This window comes from Geofilum sp. OHC36d9, from assembly GCF_052400685.1.
In the GTDB taxonomy this organism is placed as follows: Bacteria; Bacteroidota; Bacteroidia; order Bacteroidales; family Marinilabiliaceae; genus CAZHHH01.
This window is the reverse complement of record NZ_JBQTGJ010000001.1, coordinates 577,707-599,038: the sequence shown is the minus strand read 5'-3', so window position 1 is coordinate 599,038 and position 21,332 is coordinate 577,707. Positions and strand designations below refer to the sequence as shown.

Sequence of the window (21,332 nt, the reverse complement as noted above, 5' to 3'; positions counted from 1 at the left end):
TGCCTTTTTTTTCCTTTAAATAGAGTCTGTCTATAAAGTCCAACTTCTGCATTACGCTTGCTCTCAAAATGGTCATTTACAGGAATAAACTCCCATTTTCGAGCTTCGCAATCCTTGGATTTGAACTTTATAGCTCAAACTCCCGATTTTATGGACAGGCACTAAATAAATTATGATTGAAACAAAAGGCTACCATCAAACGACACCTGACCAGAACAAAAAAATAACTCAGAGGTTACCTCAAAAATCAAATAAGCATTAAAGACTATAAACTTTGGGGATATCACATATTTTTTGAATTTTTACAACCTCAACAAAACTGCTGACATGGAAAGAATTGCTGTTTTCCCGGGTTCATTTGACCCTTTTACAGTGGGACATGAAAACATTGTAAAACGAGGATTAAATCTGTTTGACCACATAATTATTGGCGTGGGTTACAATTCGGCCAAACACTATCTGTTTGATATAGAACAACGCAGAACCTTTATAAAAACGCTATTCGATGGAGATAGCCGTGTCTCGGTAGAAAAATTTTCCAATTTGACGGTCGATTTTGTCAAAGAAAAAAAAGCCCATGCCATATTAAGAGGATTAAGAACAGCGGCCGACTTTGAATATGAACGTGCCATTGCTCAGGTTAACAGACAAATGTCGGGTGTCGATTCGGTCTTTCTGCTGACAACACCTGAACACACACCCGTAAACTCCTCCATTGTGCGCGATATTTTAAAACACAACGGCGATGCCTCCATGTTTATCCCTGAAAAAATATACAATCTGATCTTAAAAAATAATAACTAAAACATGTAGCGTGCACATTCTTCAATCGAAGCAATATGACATAAAATAAACGCCTTCGAAGACCGTTCATCTGATAAGCCGATGAAACGGGCCATGTGAGAGAACTCTCACACAGGGGGATGATTAAACTAGGCGAGTTCCATATGACAACTGAAAAACAAATTATAAGAAGGAAGTTGCATTCAAACTATAACAAACCACACATTTTACGGATGAAAATTTTATTCGGATTGCTGGCAACATTTAGTTTCCTCACATGGGGACATGCCCAAACAACTGGCGACAGCGTTCGTATCAAAGGATTTCACAAGGACTATGCCGGCTATCATCTGGTTTTTAAAACCACAGAAAATTTATATCTGCAAACGCCCCGTGACCTCGCATCGATGTATGTTGACGAGTCGGGTCATTTTGATTTCACTCTACCCTTAAATAAAATCACATATGCCTATACCGATTTAGGTAGAACCAGGGCTTTTATATACCTGGAACCGGAAACCACCTATCAACTGCAATTGCCTCCATTTATCCAACGTCGCGAAAGCGAACGGTTAAATCCTTTCTTTCGGCCTGATGAGACAATTATGGGCATCATAAACAAAGATGCCAGAGCATTAAACCGTCAAATGGTAGAATTTAGTTATGATTTTGACTATCTGTTCAACAAAAATGCCATGCGTCTGGCTTTAAAAGGAGGCGACCAAATTGCTAAAACCATCGAAGACTCATTAACAAAAAAGTACACCTTTAAGCATCCTCTGTTCGAACAACACAAACAGCTATCATTTCTGAAACTACGGCTTTCAGCTCACCCCAGACAGGAACGACAACTCATAAACAAATATCTGAAAAATCAATCCGTCAATTATGAATTGCCGAAATACCGTGAAGCATTCACCCTACTATTCAAAAACTTTTTACCCGACGGCCTGGCCGATGACATAAAAGATTCGGTACGAAAAGAATTAAGCTATCGGCAACGTTTCGACTCTCTCACCAATATTGTTATTACCGACACCATTTTCGGCAACAATAAAGAGCTGGCAGATCTGATGCTTCTTTATGGGTTATATCAAGGTTTGGATGAAAACCGCATAGACGAAAACACCGTTCTTTTCTTGACAAAAAGCGCCATTCAATATGGTTCAACTGAAAAAGTCAGACAGCTGGCATCCCAGCAATATCAACAACTCACCAAATTACGTCCGGGGACAGAAGCGCCTGACTTCGTTCTCTATAATGAAAATGGCAAAAAACGTTCACTGGCCGATTACAAAGGCAAATTCATATATCTGAACTTCATGCATACCCAAAATTATGCCTGCCGTCGGGATTTGGAAACGCTGGCGCAATTGGAAAAAATATTTCGAAAAGACCTCGAAATAGTCACTGTTTTAGTAGATAATGATATTGATGATGCCCAAAATTACCTCGATGGCAAAAATTACAAATGGGATTTCCTCAATTTCGCTGCTCAACCGAAAATTCTTGATGATTACAATATTATGGCAACACCAGCCTACTATCTCATTTCACCCGAAGGGAATCTATCGCTATCACCTGCACCATCACCTGAAGAAAATTTCAGAAATAAATTTGTAGAAAAACAACTACAAAACAAGCAACAAAAAATGCGCAACCAAAAAGAAGATAATGGAAGGGTACACTTTTTCTTACGATAATCAAACCTCCAAATGCAAGCAAAAGCTATGGAAACAGTGATTTAAAAACCTTCACTCTTTCATAAAAAACAGAGAGGAAAGCATTTCATCTCCAAAATAAATGATCACTCTCCCTTTGCAAGCTGCTTCCCCTCCATTTTCAGGCAGTAGGTACTAAAACTGGCTAAGTATTATACATGATATCCGGGTCGTGTCATCTCCCAAACTGAAAAATGATGATACACATCCTCGTCAAACGGATAGTCCCAGCTGCCCAAACTGTGGTGTATTTTACCACCAAAACCGGTCTTAAAGCGATATAATCCATGCATAGGATGCTCCGGGTCGGGTCGTGGGGCGACCCCGAACATATCATACTCCAGACATTGATTTCGGCGAGCTGTGATAATAGCCGCCCATTGAAGGGCATAACTACCCATAAACTGACGTCCCTCACCAGCCGAAGCGCCATAAAGATAAGTGGCCCGACGACCCGTCATTACCAAAAACATCGCCGCCAAAGGCCTGTCATCAATTCTCGCAACTAATAATCTAACATCAGCTGGCGAACGACTATCATTAGCACGTGCCTTTAGCACGGCTCTAAAATAACTTAAATCGTGCAAAAACAAACCATTTCGGAGGGCAGTCTGCTTATACAAATCATACCAAACATCCAATTCCTCCACGCCGGTTTCCTGCACTTCTACGCCCTTACGATAAGCCAATCGAATATTATAACGTGTTTTTGGCTTCATTGATCGAAGCAAGTCCTCTTCTGACTTCCGCAGATCAAGAAAAATAGTATTAGAAGGTAATATATTGGAAGCCGTTTTCCGAAATCGCCAATTTTCGGTATTATAATTAAATCTCAATTCCTGAATTCTCCGTTCAGGTGGCCCTTTCCAAAAACCATTTTTATCAAAAAAATCATCCTCATCGCTCCAATATGATTTCCAAAACAAATCAAAACGAATCATCATGGTTGTTTCTGGTAAAAATCCGCGTAACGACTCAGCTAATTCTTCTAAAAACGGTCCCTGAGAACTAAAATCAGGTTCCAACTCAGGACCGTAAGGCACATAAGCTATAGAATGGTTTTTATCAACTTCCTGATTCACCACCAACAAGTCAGACACAACAGAGGCATTCATCCCCTTACTGCTAAACAAATCTGTTGGACGAACCCTGTAATCAAAGGCCATCGTTTCGACACCCAGATTGCGTTTCACCTCCGACCAAAAAGCCGTCTGTTGTATAATGGGCGTCTCATAGACATCCTGTAGTTTTTTTCGTTGAACATCGAAAAGCATGAGACAAAGATTGACTAAAACAAAAAAGCCACATTGACCGGCTATTTCGCTGAATCAATGTGGCACTAATAACAAAAAAAAGTTTAATTCTCCAACCAGCCTATTATGGTCTGCTTACCTCTAACTGCCTGATCCAATTTAACATCAATACGAGTCCCCACCGGCAAAAAAAGATCAACTCGCGAACCAAACTTGATAAACCCTAATTGACTGCCTTGAACAGAAGGCTTACCAACTTCGGCATAACAGACGATACGCCGTGCTAAAGCACCAGCAATCTGACGGACAACAATCTGTTTACCACCGACCATTTCGATACCCACTGTGGTACGTTCATTCTCGGTTGACGCCTTTGGCAGCCAGGCAGACAGAAACCTACCATTTTGATGTTTAAAATATTTAATAATACCATTCACCGGAAACCAATTAATATGAACATTAAATATGCTCATAAATATAGATACCTGAATGGCCTTACACTTCAGAAATTCCGTTTCTTCAACTTCCTCAATCACCACAATCTTGCCGTCGGCAGGTGCTATGATAGCGTTATCATGCAGATAACCTTCACGCCGCGGACTGCGGAAAAAATTAACAACTAAAAAATAAAAAATGGCTGAAGCCGGTAAAGACCAGCACAAATAAACCATTGGCGATGCCACAAAGAAAGCCGGAATAGCATTTAAAACAGCTAATACTAAAAGGATTACTCCCAGGATTTTTAATCCCTCTTTATGAATTGTCATGCAGGTTAAAAAATTAAATCTATATAAAATTAAGCTAAAAATTGCAATAAAATCAAGTAACTCACCATGAGCGGTGCAGCAAAAATAACAGCATCAAACCTATCGAGTACCCCTCCGTGCCCGGGCAGGATAGACCCGGAATCTTTAACATGAACACTTCTTTTTAACATAGACTCAACCAAATCACCCAACGAACCCATCACAGCAACAATCAAAGCGGTTACCAACCAGGTTACAACTATTAAATCCTTAAAAAATAAGGATATAATTGAAGCTGCTATCAGGGTAACAACAAGCCCACCGAAAAAACCTTCCCAGGTTTTTTTAGGCGAAATTCGCGGAAACAGTTTATGTCTACCCATAGTCACCCCCACTAAGTATGCGCCTGAGTCATTCGCCCAAATCAGGACAAAAAATCCCATAAGCAGACTAAAATCATAATAGCTCTGGGCATGAAAAGCCAGGTAGTGCAAAAAAGAAAACGGCAAAGCAATATAAAAAGGGATCAATAATGTAACAGCTATATTGAGCAACGGCGTTTCCGACTTACGGTATAACTCTGTAATAAACACCCCGATAAGCAAAGGAACGATAAACATAAGCCATAACGGAGATATATTACCTCGCAAAACAAAAAAAACAGTCAGATACCAATAACTTCCAATGAAAAGTGCCCAACCTACCTGTGCACTAATCGGTTTACGGACTTTTAAGAGCTCAACAAATTCCAACATTCCGAGGATAACGACCGTAAGAAAAATAAGTAGGTAGGAATACTCATTCCACCACAACCCTCCGATTACAGCAATCACAAAAATGATACCTGTCAAAACCCGTTGCCAAAAATTACTCATTCAATTCAAATTGAAAATAATCACAGACCTACCTTGCCTAAAGTCAGGTTATAGCCATAAACAACAAACAATAACATTTGTCGGAAGTCAAAAATACTATCTTAAGCCAGTACAAAAATAACACAAAGATTGAGTTTATAAAATTTAAGTTTCACCAACTATCAAAACATTAAATCCAGACCTATGTCATTTGCACTAAAAAAACAAAATGTCCGAATACTCAGGAGTATCCGGACAAAGATTATTTAACAGTAAGCACAACCTGTAAAAACAGGCTACAATTTACTCAGAACATTACACTTTCGCATCATTCGCATCAACCTTTACATCATCAGCAGCCGGTTGGTCAGAGCCATTGGAAACAGCCTTATGGCCATTACTATCCTCTTCAATTACATGTTCAGAAAGTGCTCGTTTTCCAAAGATATGCTCTAAATCTTCACTAAAAATAACTTCCCGCTCCAGGAGTAATTCTGCCAGCTGTTTGTGCTTATCACTATTCTCTTCAAGGATTTTTTTAGCACGAACGTATTGCTCTTCAATAATACGTGAAGCTTCCTGGTCAATCAAAAGCGCCGTCTGCTCACTATAAGGCTTTTGAAAGGTATATTCATTCTGCCCGGTAGAATCAAAATAACTAAGATTCCCAATTTTAGGACTCATCCCGAAGTAGGCCACCATAGCATAAGCCTGACGTGTCACCTTCTCCAAATCGTTAAGAGCGCCGGTTGAAATACGACCAAAAATCAGATCCTCAGCGGCACGTCCGCCCAAAGTAGCACACATCTCATCCAGCATTTGCTCATAAGTATTAAGAGACCGTTCTTCAGGTAAATACCACGCAGCCCCCAAAGCTTTACCACGAGGTACGATGGTCACTTTCACCAACGGGTGGGCATATTCGAGCAACCAACTGATGGCAGCATGTCCGGCTTCATGAAATGCAACGGCACGCTTTTCGCCCTTGGATATAATTTTATTCTTCTTTTCGAGTCCGCCAACAATACGATCCACGGCATCCAGAAAGTCCTCCTTCTCCACCATTTTTTTATTCTTACGTGCGGCAATCAAAGCCGCTTCATTGCAAACATTGGCAATGTCGGCTCCAGAAAAACCAGGTGTCTGGCGGGATAAAAATTCAGACTTCACATCATCAGACAAACGCAACGGACGCAAGTGAACCTCAAAAATCTCTCTTCGTTCATTCAAATCGGGTAAATCAACCGCAATCTGCCGGTCAAAGCGTCCCGCACGCATCAATGCACGGTCAAGAACATCCGCACGGTTGGTAGCGGCCAAAATAATAACCCCACTATTGGTTGCAAACCCATCCATTTCAGTAAGCAACTGATTCAACGTATTTTCACGTTCGTCGTTGCCACTAAAGTTGGCATTTTTACCACGTGCCCGGCCAATGGCATCAATTTCATCAATAAAAATAATACACGGGGCCTTTTCTTTTGCTTTTTTAAATAAGTCACGTACCCGGGAAGCACCCACACCCACAAACATTTCAACAAAATCGGACCCCGACATACTAAAGAAAGGGACATTGGCCTCACCTGCCACCGCTTTCGCCAGCAACGTTTTTCCGGTACCGGGAGAACCGATCAGCAAGGCACCTTTAGGAATTTTACCACCCAATTCAGTAAATTTCTCAGGCTTTCGCAAAAACTCAACAATCTCTTCCAACTCCTGTTTGGCTTCTGCCAGCCCGGCTACATCGTTAAAAGTCACCTTAACCGTAGCATCCTTATCGAACATACGGGCTTTGGATTTCCCCACACTGAAAATATTACCAGGGCCACCTGCTGCGCCCTGTCCGCCCATCCGCCGAAAAATAAAAATCCAAACACCCAGGATGAGTAAAATAGGCCACATCATCATAAAAAAGTCCCGAAACATATTGGTTCGTTCCTCATACTCAATAGGCACTTTTACATTGTACTTATCTTCGGCTTCTTTACGGGCTTCCTCGAATTTATCGATGGTTGGAATCTTCACCAGCAATTGCGGTCCGGTACTAGGAATTGATTGTTCGTCTTTAAAAATATTGGAATATTTCTCCAGAGTTCCATCTTTAAACGTTATTTCAGCCACTCCTTGATTGGTGACAACAACGACGCTTTTCATATCACCTTTGGGGAGCACCTCCTGTTCAAACACGCTCCAGGGTATCTCTTTAGGACTCTGCCCCACATTAAAAATACTAACCCCTATCAGTGCCAATAAGATAATTCCATAAATCCAATAAGCATTGAACTGAGGCATACGTGGGGAGGATTGCTTGTTATCGCCTCCTTCCAAATTATTTTTCTTTTCTTCAGCCATTATAATTGTTGCTAATAATACAAATTAAAACAAATTAGGGATATCTTCGCGGCCGCCATCGGCCCATAAAGCTTCGAGATTATAAAACGCTCTTTCCTCTCGCTGAAATACATGAACTACAACATCCATATAATCCAACAACACCCATTGCGCATTATCACGTCCTTCTATGTGGAATGGTTTTTCGCCGATATGCTCACGCACATAATCGTCCACCGATTCGGCAATAGCAGACACATGCACATTGCTGTCGCCATCACAAATCACAAAATAACTAGTGATTGTATTTTCAATGGAAGTTAAATCTAGTATTGAAATATTGACCCCTTTTTTTTCCTGAATTCCTTCAACAACAGCTTTTACCAGCTGCTGACTTGTCATCTCTTCCTGTCGTTCTGTCATTACAATTATAATATTAACATTTTCTATCCACAGATGTTCAGTCTGCAAGCATTAAAGGCAGAATTTAATATCCGGCGCTTCTAAACAACCGCATCCCCGTCTATTCATAAGATTAAAGAGACAAGAAGAAGCTTATATTTGTTCAAAGATAATACTTTCGAGCCATTAAATTATCTAATTTCACCCTTGAAAAATCCCAACAGGATTTATCTTTGCACAAACAATGCCAAAATTAAAATGAATCAGAAACAGCCTGTCATCTATCGTTTCGAATCGGTTGGATCCACCAACCAAAAACTTTATGAAATAAATAAAGCCAAACATGTAGCCGATTTTTCGGTAGTGGTAAGCCATGAGCAAACGGCTGGCAGGGGCCAAATGGGCAACAGCTGGGAAAGCCAGCCGGGTAAAAATCTCACATTCTCGATCATTATACGTCCCGACTTCCTCCCTGTTCACCATCAGTTCCGAATCACACAGGTAGTTACACTGGCTATGATAAATGTTCTAAATACATACACCCAAGGCATTTCCATAAAATGGCCCAACGACATTTATTACCACGACGAAAAAATAGCTGGGATTTTAATAGAAAACAGTCTGAAAGGCAACCAAATTGAAGATTCAATCATCGGCATTGGCCTAAACGTCAATCAAACGGTTTTCATCTCCGACCCACCTAATCCAATCTCACTCAAACAAATTACCGGTAAAACCTATGACACCGATCGACTCCTAAATCAATTCATCAGTGAATTTGTTCATACCTATTATGAATGGTTAGCCAGTGCCGACGACCACCTCCTACATCAACGGTACATGAATCATCTTTACAGAAAAGACGGACAACACCGTTTCATTGATGACAGCGGAATTTTCTCCGCCAGCATAAAAAAAATACAACCCACCGGACATCTGGTATTAGAAACAGCATCCGGAGAATTACGAAATTACGCTTTTAAAGAAGTCAGTTTCGATCTTCATTGATAATGATAGCCGGCAATAGCTTCGGTTAACACCTCCAAAAACTTATTAATGGGTGAAGAAACCATCATCTTCATCATAGGATTTAAATCGGCCTTAACAGTCACTTTAACACGACTGTCAGCCTTGGCCTTTTCCTTCAGCTGAATCCAAAGAAAAAAATTAAAAGGCGTTTTACCATCGGCGCTATACTTGATGGTTTCACCAGGCTCCTTATCAACAATCCGCAAACCAAGCTCACCAACACCATTCACCTTAAACCGACAGGACGCACCATCACTTTCCCAGTCGGTTACCTTATCAGCCGGCAACAAATGTTCAAAATTTGAAAAATCAGACAAAAAATTATAAACCACCATCGCATCGTAAGGGATGGCTTTTACAGGGCCTTCAAACTGCGTCATTCTTAAACTATTTTTTCCATTCAGACGGATTATGCCGCCACTGTTCCAGTGTTTCAACCTGCTCAGAAGTCACATAGCCTGTATCGACGGCCACTTTTAGCAAAGTCTGATAATTACTCAAAGTTGTAAGTGTTACCCCTTCAGCGGCAAACTGATCGGCCGCAATTTGAAAGCCATACGAGAAAATCGCCAACATACCGCTCACCACACAACCGGATTTACGAATGGCCTGCACCGCTTTCAAGCTACTGCCACCGGTAGAAATCAAGTCTTCGATAACCACAACCTTTTGACCCGTTTTCAGTTCGCCCTCAATCAAATTTTCAAGGCCATGACCTTTAGGTGCCGACCGCACATATACAAAAGGCTTTCCCAAAGCCTCTGCGACCAACGCACCCTGTGCTATAGCACCGGTTGCTACACCGGCCACCACGTCGACATCAGCGTAACTGGTCCGGATAAGGTCGGCAAAACGATCACGAATATAAGTACGCACCTCCGGATAAGATAATGTTTTCCGATTATCACAATAAATAGGCGAAAGCCAACCGGAAGCCCAGGTAAAAGGATTTGCCGGTTGTAATTTTATTGCTTTAATTTGTAACAATTGATGAGCAATAGTTTCTTCAATATTCTTCATCTGTAATAATTTTGTTTTGAGGGTTTAAATTCACCTGAGTTACCAATACAGGACTAATTATGTCTCAGCTTACGAGTTTTCCCTCCTTTTTTTATGTACGCAAATGTATAAAATCTTTTTCAAGGACCGGGTCATTCATTTAACCGACCAGATAAACAACGATCTGGCAAACGACTTCAACAGCATACTCAAATATTCAAATCAGGGTGAATTACGCCACTTTATCAACGACTTTGAGCAAGACACCACCCAAACTTCGGCATATATTTACTGGCATAACAAATTTGAACTATTACAAAATTTCAAAGCCTGTTTCACCAATCTTCCGGCCGCCGGCGGATTGGTATGGAATACTAAACTAAACCGATTTATAGGCATGAATCGACTCAATCATTTTGACTTACCCAAAGGAAAAACTGAAAAAGATGAATCCTTTGAAGAAACCGCCATCCGCGAGGTCAGAGAAGAGTGCAACATTCACGAAATTCGCATCATTAAAAAGCTTACTTCAACCTACCACACCTACCGGCTTAACGATCGCCACATCTTCAAGGAAACCAAATGGTTTGAAATGATTTACGACGGCAGTCTTTTACCAACGCCGCAAACCGAAGAAAATATTGAATCAGTTTTTTGGGTGAACCCGGCCGAAATAAAAAACTTCACATCAACCACCTATGGATCTATCATCGAAGTATTAAAAAAATCGGAACGAATAGCTCCATTCCTTTAGATTAACTAAAGCCTGCGTTATTCTTGTCCTCAAAATAATCTGTAATCATAAAAAACTCCCATTTTGGGGACTTCGCAAGCCGCAAATTTGAACATTTCTTATTTAGCACCTGCGTTTTCGATGCCAAATAAAAAACAGCTGATTACTTACGAATCATCTCGACCCGAATAATCCGAATATCGTCAACAGGACGGTCGTCGGCATCTGTTTGAGCCATCGAAATCCTGTCAACAACAGACATTCCCGACACCACCTCTCCAAAAACGGTATAGTCGTTATCAAGATAAGGAGCACCACCCACCGTCGTATAGACACGACGTTGTTCAGCGGTATACGTTATACCCTTTTCCTGTTCCAGATCATCCAGTTCGTCATCGGTAAAAGGACGTCCCGACACAATATAAAACTGAGATCCATCAGATGTATTACGCGGGTTACGCGCATCAGGGAGCTTAGAAGCCGCCACAGCACCACGTTTATGAAAGATACCCGGCACCACCTTCATGGGCAACGTGTACCCGGGGCCTTGCCATCCCACAATATCTTCAGGTAAAGCATAACGGCTATCAGCAGCCCCTGTCTGAATCAAAAAACCTCTAAGTACACGATGAACTAAAAGACTATCATAAAACTGGTCGGCCACAAGCTTTATAAAATTGTCGCGATACAAAGGCGTATCATCGTACAAACGAATAACAATAGCACCCTGGTCGGTAACGATACGAAAACCCTGTATGGTTTTATAAGACGGATAAACTTTATTTGTCTTTCCACTAAGATCAATAACCGGTTTGGGTTGTTTTAACTGGTGCGCCAAAAGAGTATCGATCCAACACGCATCAATTACTCTAAACGAACTCCCGTCGTCGTTCAAAACCATACCGGCCAATGCATGCTGTAAAAAGAAAGCAGGCTTACCAGACTCTAAAGAAGCCTCCACAGCATAGTAACTCACAGAATCTGATTGTACCAATGAATCAATTTTCGTTTTATTTACCATAAGCTGCCGCGATTTACGAAACAGCGTGTACAAAGTATCTGATGGAACATCACTAAACCGGTAACGTTTAATAAAATTATTATTTTTTCGCTGCACCTTCAATGCGACCAAATTACGATTCAAATCATAAGCAGTATACCCTTTAACGGGAAACATCTGGCTGGTACCTGTGGGTGAAATTTTAACACGGTAAGCGCCCTTAACAAGACTCAAAGGAGCAACGACAACATCAGGCGCCACGTAAAACCCGTACCCATTTTTCAGTCGACGGGTATAATGATCGGCAGTATAAACATCGACCATTGCGGTCACATTACTTTTATAAGAGCCATAAATCGCAGGCTTCGAAATGTCTTTTTTTTCAGACGGTGCACCACAACCAAATACAAACAGCATTAAAAATAAACAACAAGACAACTTTATCAGACCCATCATTAAAATCTTATTAATCACATTCTTCAATAAAAATTTTCACATCGGTCAAGGGCCTGTCATTTTTATCGGTGGACAGCCGGCCAATCTTATCAATAACATCAAGACCATCAACCACTTCTCCAAAAACCGTATAATCGCCATCTAACTCAGGCAAACCACCCACAGTTGAATAGGCTTCGCGTTGTTCAGGCGTAAAAATCAAACGATCGGCCAAATTAAAATCAAAATCCACCTGCGACCTTATCTCACGCAACAATTTGTTATAATCAGCGGGGCTTTCTTTCTTTAACCGGTTTAGTTCTTCCTTTTTTGGATAATAATACTTCTCCAGTAATTTCTTTTTGATGGGATTATTCACCTTTTTCTCCATAATATCCATCTCCTCATTGGTATAAACCCGACCGTAAACAATATAGAACTGAGAGATATCAGACATCCGAAAATGATTAACATCTTCGGGCTGACGAGGTGCGCAAATAGCGCCTTTCTTATGAAAACGACTCTTTACAAACTCAGAGGATATAATATCAGAGGAACTCCCATAACCGATGTGCTTTCCGGGTGGTGCATTGCGCGAATCAGAGCTTCCCCCCTGAATCACAAAATCCTTTATAACGCGATAAAAAAGAGTCCCATCATAATGACCGTTGTTCACCAATTTCAGGAAACGGTCACGATGCCCTGGCGTTTCATTATATAGCTTAACCCGCATATTACCCATATTGGTTTTAATCAACACATAATACACGGGTTTCTGAGCATTGAGAAAAGTGAGCTCCCCAAACAAAAAAACAAATACAAATACCAATCTAAAAAGGCGCATAATAACCAAACTTTTCTATTCTTCGATAACACTCATCATAATAGGCACGTTTTGCAAAGGCCTATCCATAGAATTCGTCTTTAAAGCCGCAATTTTGTCAATAACGTCCAAACCTTCAATCACCTCACCAAAAACCGTATAATCGTCATCAAGCTGTGGCGTTCCGCCTATGGTAGTGTAGGCCTGCCGTTGTTCAGTCGTAAATTTAAAGGGTGCCAAAGCTTCTATTTCAGGAGCAGCAACCACCCTGATACTATCTATTAACTCACGAATTCCTTTCTTATCGCCCTGACGCTGCATAACAGCAAGCCGATGCCGAAAAGGCATGACATAAGCCATCATTGCCTTTTGTTGCTGCTGCTGCATTTTCATCTGTTCAATCTGTCCCAGCTGCGTCGTATCCAGCACTTCGCCCTGAACAATATAAAACTGGGAACCAGAAGACCTCCTTTCGGGGTTAACCTGATCCGCCTGACGGGCAGCTGCCAAAGCGCCTTTCTTATGGTAATATTTTGGAAATACAATTTCAGCCTCGATATTATACCCTGGACCTCCCTCTCCCAACCGACGATGAGAGGGGGCATCAACAGACTCCGGATCACCACCCTGTATCATAAAATCACTAATAACCCGATGAAACAATGTTCCATTATAAAAACCATCTTCCACTAATTTCAGAAAATTATCACGATGTTTCGGCGTTTCATCATACAATTTCACCTTCATATTACCATAGGGGGTTTCAATAAGCACCAATGGTTGTTTTTCCTGAGCACATCCCCAAAAATAAAAGAGGGCCAAAACCGGCAAAATAAAAAATACTTTTTTCATATGATTGTAATTTGTTTTTCAGTTGTCATATGGAACTCGCCAGGATAATCATACTTCTGTGTGTGAAACAATTCCTCATGGCTCGTTTCATATGATTATATTTTGTTTTTCAAGGTCATATGGAAGTCGCCGGGATAATCATACTTCTGTGTGTGAATCAATTCCTCATGGCTCGTTACATCTGTTTAAAATTTGCGCTCTTTAGTCGCATGGAACGCGCCGATAGAACCATCCGCTTTTTTAAGAAACCTTACTCATGTCTCGTTTCACAATTACGAATATTCGCAAAGTTATAATTCGAACCGTAAAACACAATTGACTATTGACTCCACACTTCATCAAAATAATCTATCATGGCTTCTTTTAACAAGCGCTGCTGAAGCGACGGACTGATACTTCTCATTTTTTTTACTTCCGAAAAGACCGGCCAGTTAGCGTCGTCATGTCCATCTTCTCGAAGATAACCCAAACGAGTATACAATCGGCATTTAGCCAGATTAACCAAATCCCATTTCTCGTCGCGGGTGTATTCCGCAAACCCGGAACCACGTTCCTGCACCCCGATTATGAACAGCATAAACTCAAAATCGGCTGTCACTTTAAAATGCTTGCTCACCTTCAGCATCAAGTCATTCCATGCATCTTCGCTATATGCCATAATTCAATTCCTTCAAAATTAACAATAAAAAAAAGAGGTTGTACCCCCTTCTTAACAAATACCCGTCTGAATTGTTAAATTAACTCTTCAAAACTTCCTTAAAAGCAGCCAAAAAGGCATCGTCAGTGCTCTGCGGATGTTCTTCCACTTCGGTATCGGCCACTCGTTCGGTCAACTCATCACTCCAATACTTCAACTGCCAGTCCCCCTTTTCAAATTCCAATGACGTCATGTGATCCACCCAATCGCCTGAATTAAGATAAGTGACCACTCCACCAGAATTCATAATACGTTTTTTTACCGGACGATGAATATGACCACACACCACGTAATGATATCCTTTACGAATAGCCAGCGAAGCCACCATTAATTCAAACTGCGATACACTATCTTTGGCACCACCTTTAATTTTATCCTTAATTTTACCAGCCAAAGAAATTTTATCGCGCCCCAAAAATTGCAACAATCTATTCACGAAACGGTTAATACCAGTAAGTATTCCATAACCCAACGCACCCATCTTAGCCAGCCATTTGGAATGATGCATAACCACATCGAAAACATCGCCGTGAAAAATCCAGGTAGAAATTCCATCAAATTGCAATAACAATTTGTTTTCCACCTTCAGCAAGCCAAAATCCATACCCACAAAACGACGCATAACTTCATCATGATTCCCCGGAATATAAATAAGTTTAACCCCGTTTTCGGCCATTTTAAGCAAATATCGAACGACCCTCATGTGCTCAGGCGGGAAATACTTAATTGAAAAACGCCATCCGTCAAAAACATCGCCGTTCAAAATAAGCCATTCAGGCTGAATACTTTTCAAATACTGATATACCTGAGTAGCCTTACTTCCATATATTCCCAAATGAATATCAGATATTATCACTGCTTTTACAGGACGCTTCTTCATAAGCTTTACTGTTACACTAAAAACAAATATAAAATAAAAGCAACATCATTCCTAACAAAGACTCAGCCACCAAATAGGGAAGGTTATAAAACAACAATTTAATATTAAACCAAATCGGTGTTCATTCGTTGTAGTTTCCGTATTAACTTTATGTTACCATTCATCCGCAAACTATTTGATTATAAAGATTAGACGCAAAACCCACCTCAAAAAGGAACATTAACACTTCAACATTTAGAATCTAAATGCACTCTACCAAAAAGGCGCAAAGAGCATAACACTCTTTGCGCCTTCCAGTCTATTGTTTTCCAACCGTTATAAAGTCACGCCGTTTTTAAAAATAGCGATTTCTTTAAATCCACTTTTTTCGTGACAAAGCTTATGGCCGTTGGCCACATCTATCACAAAAAGGATAAATGTTTCAAGCAATTCATCCATTGTTTTGCCTTCGAGAAGCTCGCCGGCATTAAAGTCAATCCAATTGCGTTTTCTATGATACAAATCAGAATTGGTAGAAATTTTCATTGTCGGCACAAAACTACCAAACGGGGTGCCACGCCCGGTTGTAAATAAAACCATTTGACAACCACTAAATCCCAATGCCGAAGCAGCAACCAGGTCGTTGCCCGGAGCGGACAACAGATTTAGCCCTTTCTTCTTCAATGGCTCAGCATAATTCAAGACATCCACAACTGTCGCACTTCCACCTTTCTGAGTGCATCCCAACGACTTATCTTCAAGCGTTGTTATACCACCGGCTTTATTGCCCGGCGAAGGATTCTCATATACCGGCAGGTTATGACGTTGATAATAGGCTTTAAAATCGTTGATTAACGATACCGTTTTATCAAATACTTCATGATTTTCGGCACGCGCCATCAGTATTGTTTCGGCACCAAACATCTCGGGAACCTCGGTAAGAATCGTTGTTCCGCCTTGTGCCACCAAAAAATCGGAGAATGCCCCAACCAACGGATTAGCTGTAATCCCGGAAAAGCCATCAGAACCACCACATTTAAGACCAACGTTTAGCTCTGACAAAGGCACGGACTCACGTCTATCCTGACGCATAATGGCATAAACCTCTTTTAAAGCCTGCACGCCCACCTCAATCTCATCTTCCACCTCCTGAGCTACAAGGTAACGAACCCGTTCACCATCGTACTCTCCAATATATTGTTTCAACTGCGAAATCTGGTTATTCTCACATCCAAGTCCCATCACCAAAACACCACCAGCATTGGGATGATTTATGACATCGGCCAACGCTTTCTGCGTATTAACGTGATCGTCGCCCAATTGTGAACAGCCATAATTATGCTTAAAAACTTCCACCCCATCAATATCATCAGGATGCACTTCCTGCACAAAACGATTAATAATCTGCTGTGCCTGGCCATTTACACAACCAACAGTAGGCACTATCCACAATTCATTCCGAATGCCGACTTTACCGTTGGATCTCTTATATCCGTTAAAAGTGAGATTACGAATTTCACTATTTAAACGAGTTAACTTTTGATTAAAAGAATAGGTTAACTCGCCCGACAAATTTGTTTTAACATTATGCGTATGCAAATGACTACCGGCCTTGACTGTTAAGATAGCATGACCAATAGGAGCACCGTATTTTACCACATCCTGGCCCTCCTGAATATCCACCAAAGCCACCTTATGACCAACCGGCACCGCCTCAATAAGCGGCACCCTGTAATCACCAACTTCTACCATCTCGCCAGCCTGCGCAGACTCGATACAGACAGCCACATTATCAGACGGGTGAATTAAAAAAAACGTTGCCATAAAATTTGTTTAATCAGTCATTATTAGGAATTCTGCATCAATGCATTATTTTTACTCAAAACAGCTTTAACAGCCTTTTTCATCCCCACCTGCTCAATTAAAAACAGATAATGACTCACAGAGATGGTGAGATTTGGCACATTATTAAGATCCTGTTTCCAAACCTTCTCCAACTTCAACACCTTTTCAACCAGCTCATATATTGAGATAGGACGACCATCACAAGCATTCCAGGCCTCCTTGTAAAAATCCAAAATCCATTGATCATCCTGCACCTGATAAGCTTTTCCTCCAAACTCTCCTTTAAAATAGGCAATCATCGCAGCCAATGAAAAAACCAGTTTTTGCGGCAACTTATTATTTGATTTGTAATAATTCAGCAAGGTAGGCAGATTACGAGTCTCCCATTTCGACATAGCATTAAGAGCAATGCTTTGCCACAGGTGACGAATATATGGATTCCGGAAACGTTCAAGAATCTTTTTGGCAAACGATTTCAACTCGCTCTCCGTGCCGTCCAGCACCGGTAACACCTCATCGTATACCAAATCACGCATAAAATCGCCCACTTCTAAATTTTCGTAAGCCTCACGAACCGTATCAATACCGCTCAAAAAAGAAACAGCATAGCTACCGGTATGACATCCGTTTAACACCTGTACTTTTTGTTCACGGTATTTGGTCATATCCTTCACAAACTTAACGTCCAAGCCAGCCTTTTCGGCAGGGAATTCGTCCCTTACCCATTCCGGTGCTTCAATAACCCAAAAATGAAAATATTCACCTACAACTACCAGATTATCCTCAAAGCCTATTTCTGCCTGAATCTCTTTAATATCATCTTTTGGAAAGCCGGGAACAATGCGATCGACCAACGTACTGCAGAAACAACAGGCATTCTCCAACCAATCATTAAAACCGTCACCCAACTGCCAATTTTCGGCATGCTGTTTCACAAATTTCTTTAACATGTCTCCATTGTGATCGATCAATTCGCAGGTAAAGAAAATTAAACCTTTTGACGGATCGCCCTTAAAAGTTTTAAATCGCTCATACAAAAGAGCAGTAACCTTGCCGGGAAATGAATTTTGTGGTTTCATATCCAAACGGTCTGTTCCATCCCAGCTAATACCGGCCTCAGTGGTATTTGAAATCACAAAACGCAACTCCGGATTTAAAATACTCTCACGATACGTCTCGAACTCACTATATGGATTGATCGATTTATTTATGGCATCAATCAAAGTATATTCCTTTATCGGTTGACCATCTTTAATACCCTTCAAATAAACATGATAAAGATTATCTTGTGCATTAAGCATATCAACCATTCCTTTTGCCAATGGCTGCACCACGTCAACACCGCTGTTAAAATCAATCTTTTTGTTCATCACATTTACCATCCAATCGGCAAATGCCCTTAAAAAATTTCCTTCTCCAAACTGCAAAATTCTTGTAGGATAAGATTTTGCTTCCTTTGCTGTCTGACGATTCAGTTGCATATTTTAAAATTTAATTGTTTTCAGATTTAATAGATAGCGCTTGCCAGAAAAGGCCAACTTCTACGTTACACTTATCCTCAAAATGGTCATATACGTAAGTAAAATCATATTTTTCGGACTTTGCGAGTCTTGAATTTGAAAATTTCTTATCAAGCACTTAAGATTTTTGCTAACACTAAAATAAGCGCGGCAAAGTTATATACGAGAAACTCAAGAACGAAAACTTTAATGGCTTCATTTTAACATTTAAATTTAATTAACATTTAAACATAAAATAAACACCTGAATATCAACATATTTCTAAAAAAATAAAAAACCGTTTTCGCACACGAAACATGTCTTTTGCCAGTAATAAATGTTTTAATTAAAGAATTAACTAAAATACAAAACACACAATAACAAACATATTATCAGAACGATAACGACACAGCAAACATTTATTTACACACATTTCGTTAACGCACCCGAAATAAAAAAAACAGATAAAAAACGCTTAAACGTCATCATTGGGAAAGAAGACATTTAAGCGTATTCAAGGAATATCATTCAACTTAAAAGATGCTCTTATTATATTGACAAAACATCAATCAGACGTAACAAATCAGGATTTAATGATTTTTTATTTTTAAGAGCCTTATTAAAAGGAACGAAAACAATTTCACGGTTAACCATTCCGATCATAATACTTTTCTGGTCGTCAAGGAGTGCTTCCACAGCGGCAACGCCCATCTGGCTTGCCGACACACGGTCATAAGCCGAAGGTGAACCACCACGTTGGATATGTCCTAAAATAGTCACCCTAACATCGTAATTTGGATGCTCCTGAGCTACTTTCTCAGCAATTTTTATGGCACCACCACCAATTTTTTCGCCTTCGGCAACAAGTACAATGCTTGAAGATTTTTCTTTCTTAAACCCATTTCGCAAAAAGGTGTCCAAATGTTGATAATCGGTATCAATTTCTGGCACCAAAACGGCCTCGGCACCAGAAGCAATACCGCCACGCAGAGCCAGAAAACCAGCATCGCGTCCCATTACCTCGATAAAAAACAGACGACTATGAGCACTGGCAGTATCGCGTATTTTATCGACTGCATCAATCACGGTATTCAAAGCGGTATCGTAACCAATGGTATAATCGGTTCCATACAAATCATTATCAATGGTACCCGGAATACCTACGACCGGGAAATTAAACTCCAGTCCAAAAATACGTGCACCCGCAAATGTTCCATCGCCACCGATAACCACCAAAGCATCCACTTCATTTTGCACCAGGTTATCGTGCGCCAACTTCCGACCTTCAGGCGTACGAAACTCCTTACTGCGTGCCGACTTCAAAATAGTTCCGCCTTGCTGAATAATGTTACTCACCGACTTTGAAGTCATCTCAAATAAATCATTTTTAATCAACCCGTCGTAGCCACGGTAAACGCCCATCACCTGCAAATCATTATAGATGGCGCCTCTAACCACAGCTCTTATCGCAGCGTTCATTCCAGGTGCATCACCACCTGATGTAAGCACTGCAATTTTTTTAATTCCAGTCATATATATTATATTTAGTTTCTCTCTCTGCAACTGATCCACACTTCCGAAAAACGTTCAGCCACCTGCTCCATTAACCACTGCGGCGTGGAAGTAGCTCCGCATATTCCAACAGACAATGTCTTTGTATCCAACCATCCGGGCTGGACATCATTCATTGACGAAACATAATAAGTACGATTATTAACATTTCGGCAAACTTCAAAAAGCACCTTTCCATTGCTGCTCTTTGCGCCTCCCACAAAAAGCACCAAATCAAATTTACTTGCAAACAGTGATAAATGGGGCACCCTGTTTCCAACCTGAGCACAAATAGTACGATGTACCTTTAAATCTTCGGCATGATTAAGAAACAGACGAATCGAATTTTCAAGTGCCTGTAAACCCTCATAACTTTTTGTGGTTTGCGAAAAAAGAATTGTTTTCTTATCGGGATCAAGTAATGTCACGTCGTCAGGTGACTCTAAAACCATAGCTTCTCCCTCTGTTTGTCCAACCAATCCAATTACTTCAGCATGACCTCTCTTTCCATAAATAGCAATCTGACCACCTTCCTTTTTAGCCGTCAGCCAAGCCTGCCTAACCCGTTCCTGTAACTTAAGCACAACAGGGCAGGTTGCATCAACGACTTCAACGTTCATTGCTTTCATTTCCGCATACGAAGCAGGCGGCTCACCGTGAGCTCTAAAAAGAACTGTTTTACCTTTAAGGTCGGCATCACTCCCATGCACAACGGTTTCCATACCACTTTGACGCAGACGTTGAATTTCCTGATCGTTATGAACAATATCACCCATGCTTACCAATTTAGCACCTTCTTGCAAATGGGTCTCAGCTATTTTGACCGCCCTCGAAACACCGAAACAAAATCCTGATTTACTATCAATCTCCAAAACCAGTCCTAACTTCAATGCCTCTTCCAGAAAACTGTTCATACCTAT

The 21,332-nt window shown here is 40.7% G+C and carries 20 protein-coding genes; 4 read left to right on the top strand and 16 right to left on the bottom strand.

Annotation, left to right across the window (positions count from 1 at the left end):
* The first annotated feature begins 327 nt into the window (after positions 1–327).
* A complete protein-coding gene (coaD, locus tag ACT3CD_RS02150) occupies positions 328–804 on the top strand; it encodes a pantetheine-phosphate adenylyltransferase (RefSeq protein ID WP_444642490.1) in 477 nt (158 codons plus the stop codon).
* 212 nt (positions 805–1,016) lie between these two features.
* The gene (locus tag ACT3CD_RS02145; RefSeq protein ID WP_444642488.1) at positions 1,017–2,486 is read left to right on the top strand and encodes a TlpA family protein disulfide reductase; all 1,470 of its coding nucleotides are present in this window, start codon (positions 1,017–1,019) and stop codon (positions 2,484–2,486) included.
* 170 nt (positions 2,487–2,656) lie between these two features.
* On the opposite strand, the gene ACT3CD_RS02140 is transcribed toward ACT3CD_RS02145, so the two are convergent.
* The 5 genes from ACT3CD_RS02140 to rsfS all read right to left on the bottom strand — a co-directional run bounded on the left by ACT3CD_RS02140 (position 2,657) and on the right by rsfS (position 8,111).
* A complete protein-coding gene (locus ACT3CD_RS02140; RefSeq protein ID WP_444642486.1) occupies positions 2,657–3,778 on the bottom strand; it encodes a lipid II:glycine glycyltransferase FemX in 1,122 nt (373 codons plus the stop codon).
* Positions 3,779–3,861: 83 nt separating this feature from the next.
* Positions 3,862–4,524 carry a phosphatidylserine decarboxylase family protein gene (locus tag ACT3CD_RS02135; RefSeq protein ID WP_444642484.1) on the bottom strand — a complete coding sequence of 221 codons (663 nt, stop codon included), beginning with the start codon at positions 4,522–4,524 and terminating at the stop codon, positions 3,862–3,864.
* Positions 4,525–4,553: 29 nt separating this feature from the next.
* A complete protein-coding gene (locus ACT3CD_RS02130; RefSeq protein ID WP_444642483.1) occupies positions 4,554–5,378 on the bottom strand; it encodes a phosphatidate cytidylyltransferase in 825 nt (274 codons plus the stop codon).
* 294 nt (positions 5,379–5,672) lie between these two features.
* On the bottom strand, positions 5,673–7,709 hold the full coding sequence (gene ftsH, locus ACT3CD_RS02125; protein ID WP_444642481.1) for an ATP-dependent zinc metalloprotease FtsH: 2,037 nt from the start codon (positions 7,707–7,709) through the stop codon (positions 5,673–5,675).
* A 24-nt stretch (positions 7,710–7,733) separates the two neighbouring features.
* On the bottom strand, positions 7,734–8,111 hold the full coding sequence (gene rsfS, locus ACT3CD_RS02120) for a ribosome silencing factor (RefSeq protein ID WP_444642479.1): 378 nt from the start codon (positions 8,109–8,111) through the stop codon (positions 7,734–7,736).
* Between the two features lie 237 nt (positions 8,112–8,348).
* Between rsfS and ACT3CD_RS02115 the strand changes: the two genes are divergently transcribed.
* A complete protein-coding gene (locus tag ACT3CD_RS02115; RefSeq protein ID WP_444642477.1) occupies positions 8,349–9,098 on the top strand; it encodes a biotin--[acetyl-CoA-carboxylase] ligase in 750 nt (249 codons plus the stop codon).
* Here the strand turns inward: ACT3CD_RS02115 and ACT3CD_RS02110 are convergent.
* Together ACT3CD_RS02110 and pyrE are read right to left on the bottom strand one after the other, a co-directional pair.
* Entirely contained in the window at positions 9,092–9,499 is a 408-nt protein-coding gene (locus ACT3CD_RS02110) for an SRPBCC family protein (RefSeq protein WP_444642475.1), read from the bottom strand. The two genes, ACT3CD_RS02115 and ACT3CD_RS02110, sit on opposite strands and share 7 nt — an antisense overlap.
* Positions 9,500–9,506: 7 nt before the next feature.
* Positions 9,507–10,139, bottom strand: a complete 633-nt coding sequence (gene pyrE, locus ACT3CD_RS02105; RefSeq protein ID WP_444642474.1) for an orotate phosphoribosyltransferase — start codon at positions 10,137–10,139, stop codon at positions 9,507–9,509.
* Between the two features lie 103 nt (positions 10,140–10,242).
* Between pyrE and ACT3CD_RS02100 the strand changes: the two genes are divergently transcribed.
* A complete protein-coding gene (locus tag ACT3CD_RS02100) occupies positions 10,243–10,872 on the top strand; it encodes an NUDIX hydrolase (protein WP_444642472.1) in 630 nt (209 codons plus the stop codon).
* A gap of 142 nt (positions 10,873–11,014) precedes the next feature.
* Here ACT3CD_RS02100 and ACT3CD_RS02095 read toward each other — a convergent pair whose 3' ends face one another.
* From ACT3CD_RS02095 to ACT3CD_RS02055, 9 genes are all read right to left on the bottom strand, one after another.
* Positions 11,015–12,307, bottom strand: coding sequence for a peptidylprolyl isomerase (locus ACT3CD_RS02095; protein WP_444642470.1), 1,293 nt, complete (start codon positions 12,305–12,307; stop codon positions 11,015–11,017).
* Between the two features lie 10 nt (positions 12,308–12,317).
* Entirely contained in the window at positions 12,318–13,130 is an 813-nt protein-coding gene (locus ACT3CD_RS02090) for a peptidylprolyl isomerase (RefSeq protein WP_444642468.1), read from the bottom strand.
* A 15-nt stretch (positions 13,131–13,145) separates the two neighbouring features.
* Positions 13,146–13,961, bottom strand: coding sequence for a peptidylprolyl isomerase (locus ACT3CD_RS02085; RefSeq protein WP_444642466.1), 816 nt, complete (start codon positions 13,959–13,961; stop codon positions 13,146–13,148).
* Positions 13,962–14,280: 319 nt separating this feature from the next.
* Entirely contained in the window at positions 14,281–14,619 is a 339-nt protein-coding gene (locus ACT3CD_RS02080; RefSeq protein ID WP_444642464.1) for a hypothetical protein, read from the bottom strand.
* Between the two features lie 79 nt (positions 14,620–14,698).
* Positions 14,699–15,538 carry a UDP-2,3-diacylglucosamine diphosphatase gene (locus ACT3CD_RS02075; protein WP_444642462.1) on the bottom strand — a complete coding sequence of 280 codons (840 nt, stop codon included), beginning with the start codon at positions 15,536–15,538 and terminating at the stop codon, positions 14,699–14,701.
* Between the two features lie 315 nt (positions 15,539–15,853).
* Complete coding sequence (locus ACT3CD_RS02070) at positions 15,854–17,341, bottom strand: UxaA family hydrolase (RefSeq protein WP_444642460.1); 1,488 nt, start codon at positions 17,339–17,341, stop codon at positions 15,854–15,856.
* Positions 17,342–17,364: 23 nt separating this feature from the next.
* Positions 17,365–18,843 (bottom strand): tagaturonate reductase, encoded by a 1,479-nt coding sequence (locus tag ACT3CD_RS02065; protein WP_444642458.1) that lies wholly within the window; start codon positions 18,841–18,843, stop codon positions 17,365–17,367.
* A gap of 567 nt (positions 18,844–19,410) precedes the next feature.
* A complete protein-coding gene (pfkA, locus tag ACT3CD_RS02060; RefSeq protein ID WP_444642456.1) occupies positions 19,411–20,394 on the bottom strand; it encodes a 6-phosphofructokinase in 984 nt (327 codons plus the stop codon).
* Between the two features lie 11 nt (positions 20,395–20,405).
* The gene (locus tag ACT3CD_RS02055; RefSeq protein WP_444642455.1) at positions 20,406–21,326 is read right to left on the bottom strand and encodes a 4-hydroxy-3-methylbut-2-enyl diphosphate reductase; all 921 of its coding nucleotides are present in this window, start codon (positions 21,324–21,326) and stop codon (positions 20,406–20,408) included.
* Positions 21,327–21,332 lie beyond the last annotated feature (6 nt).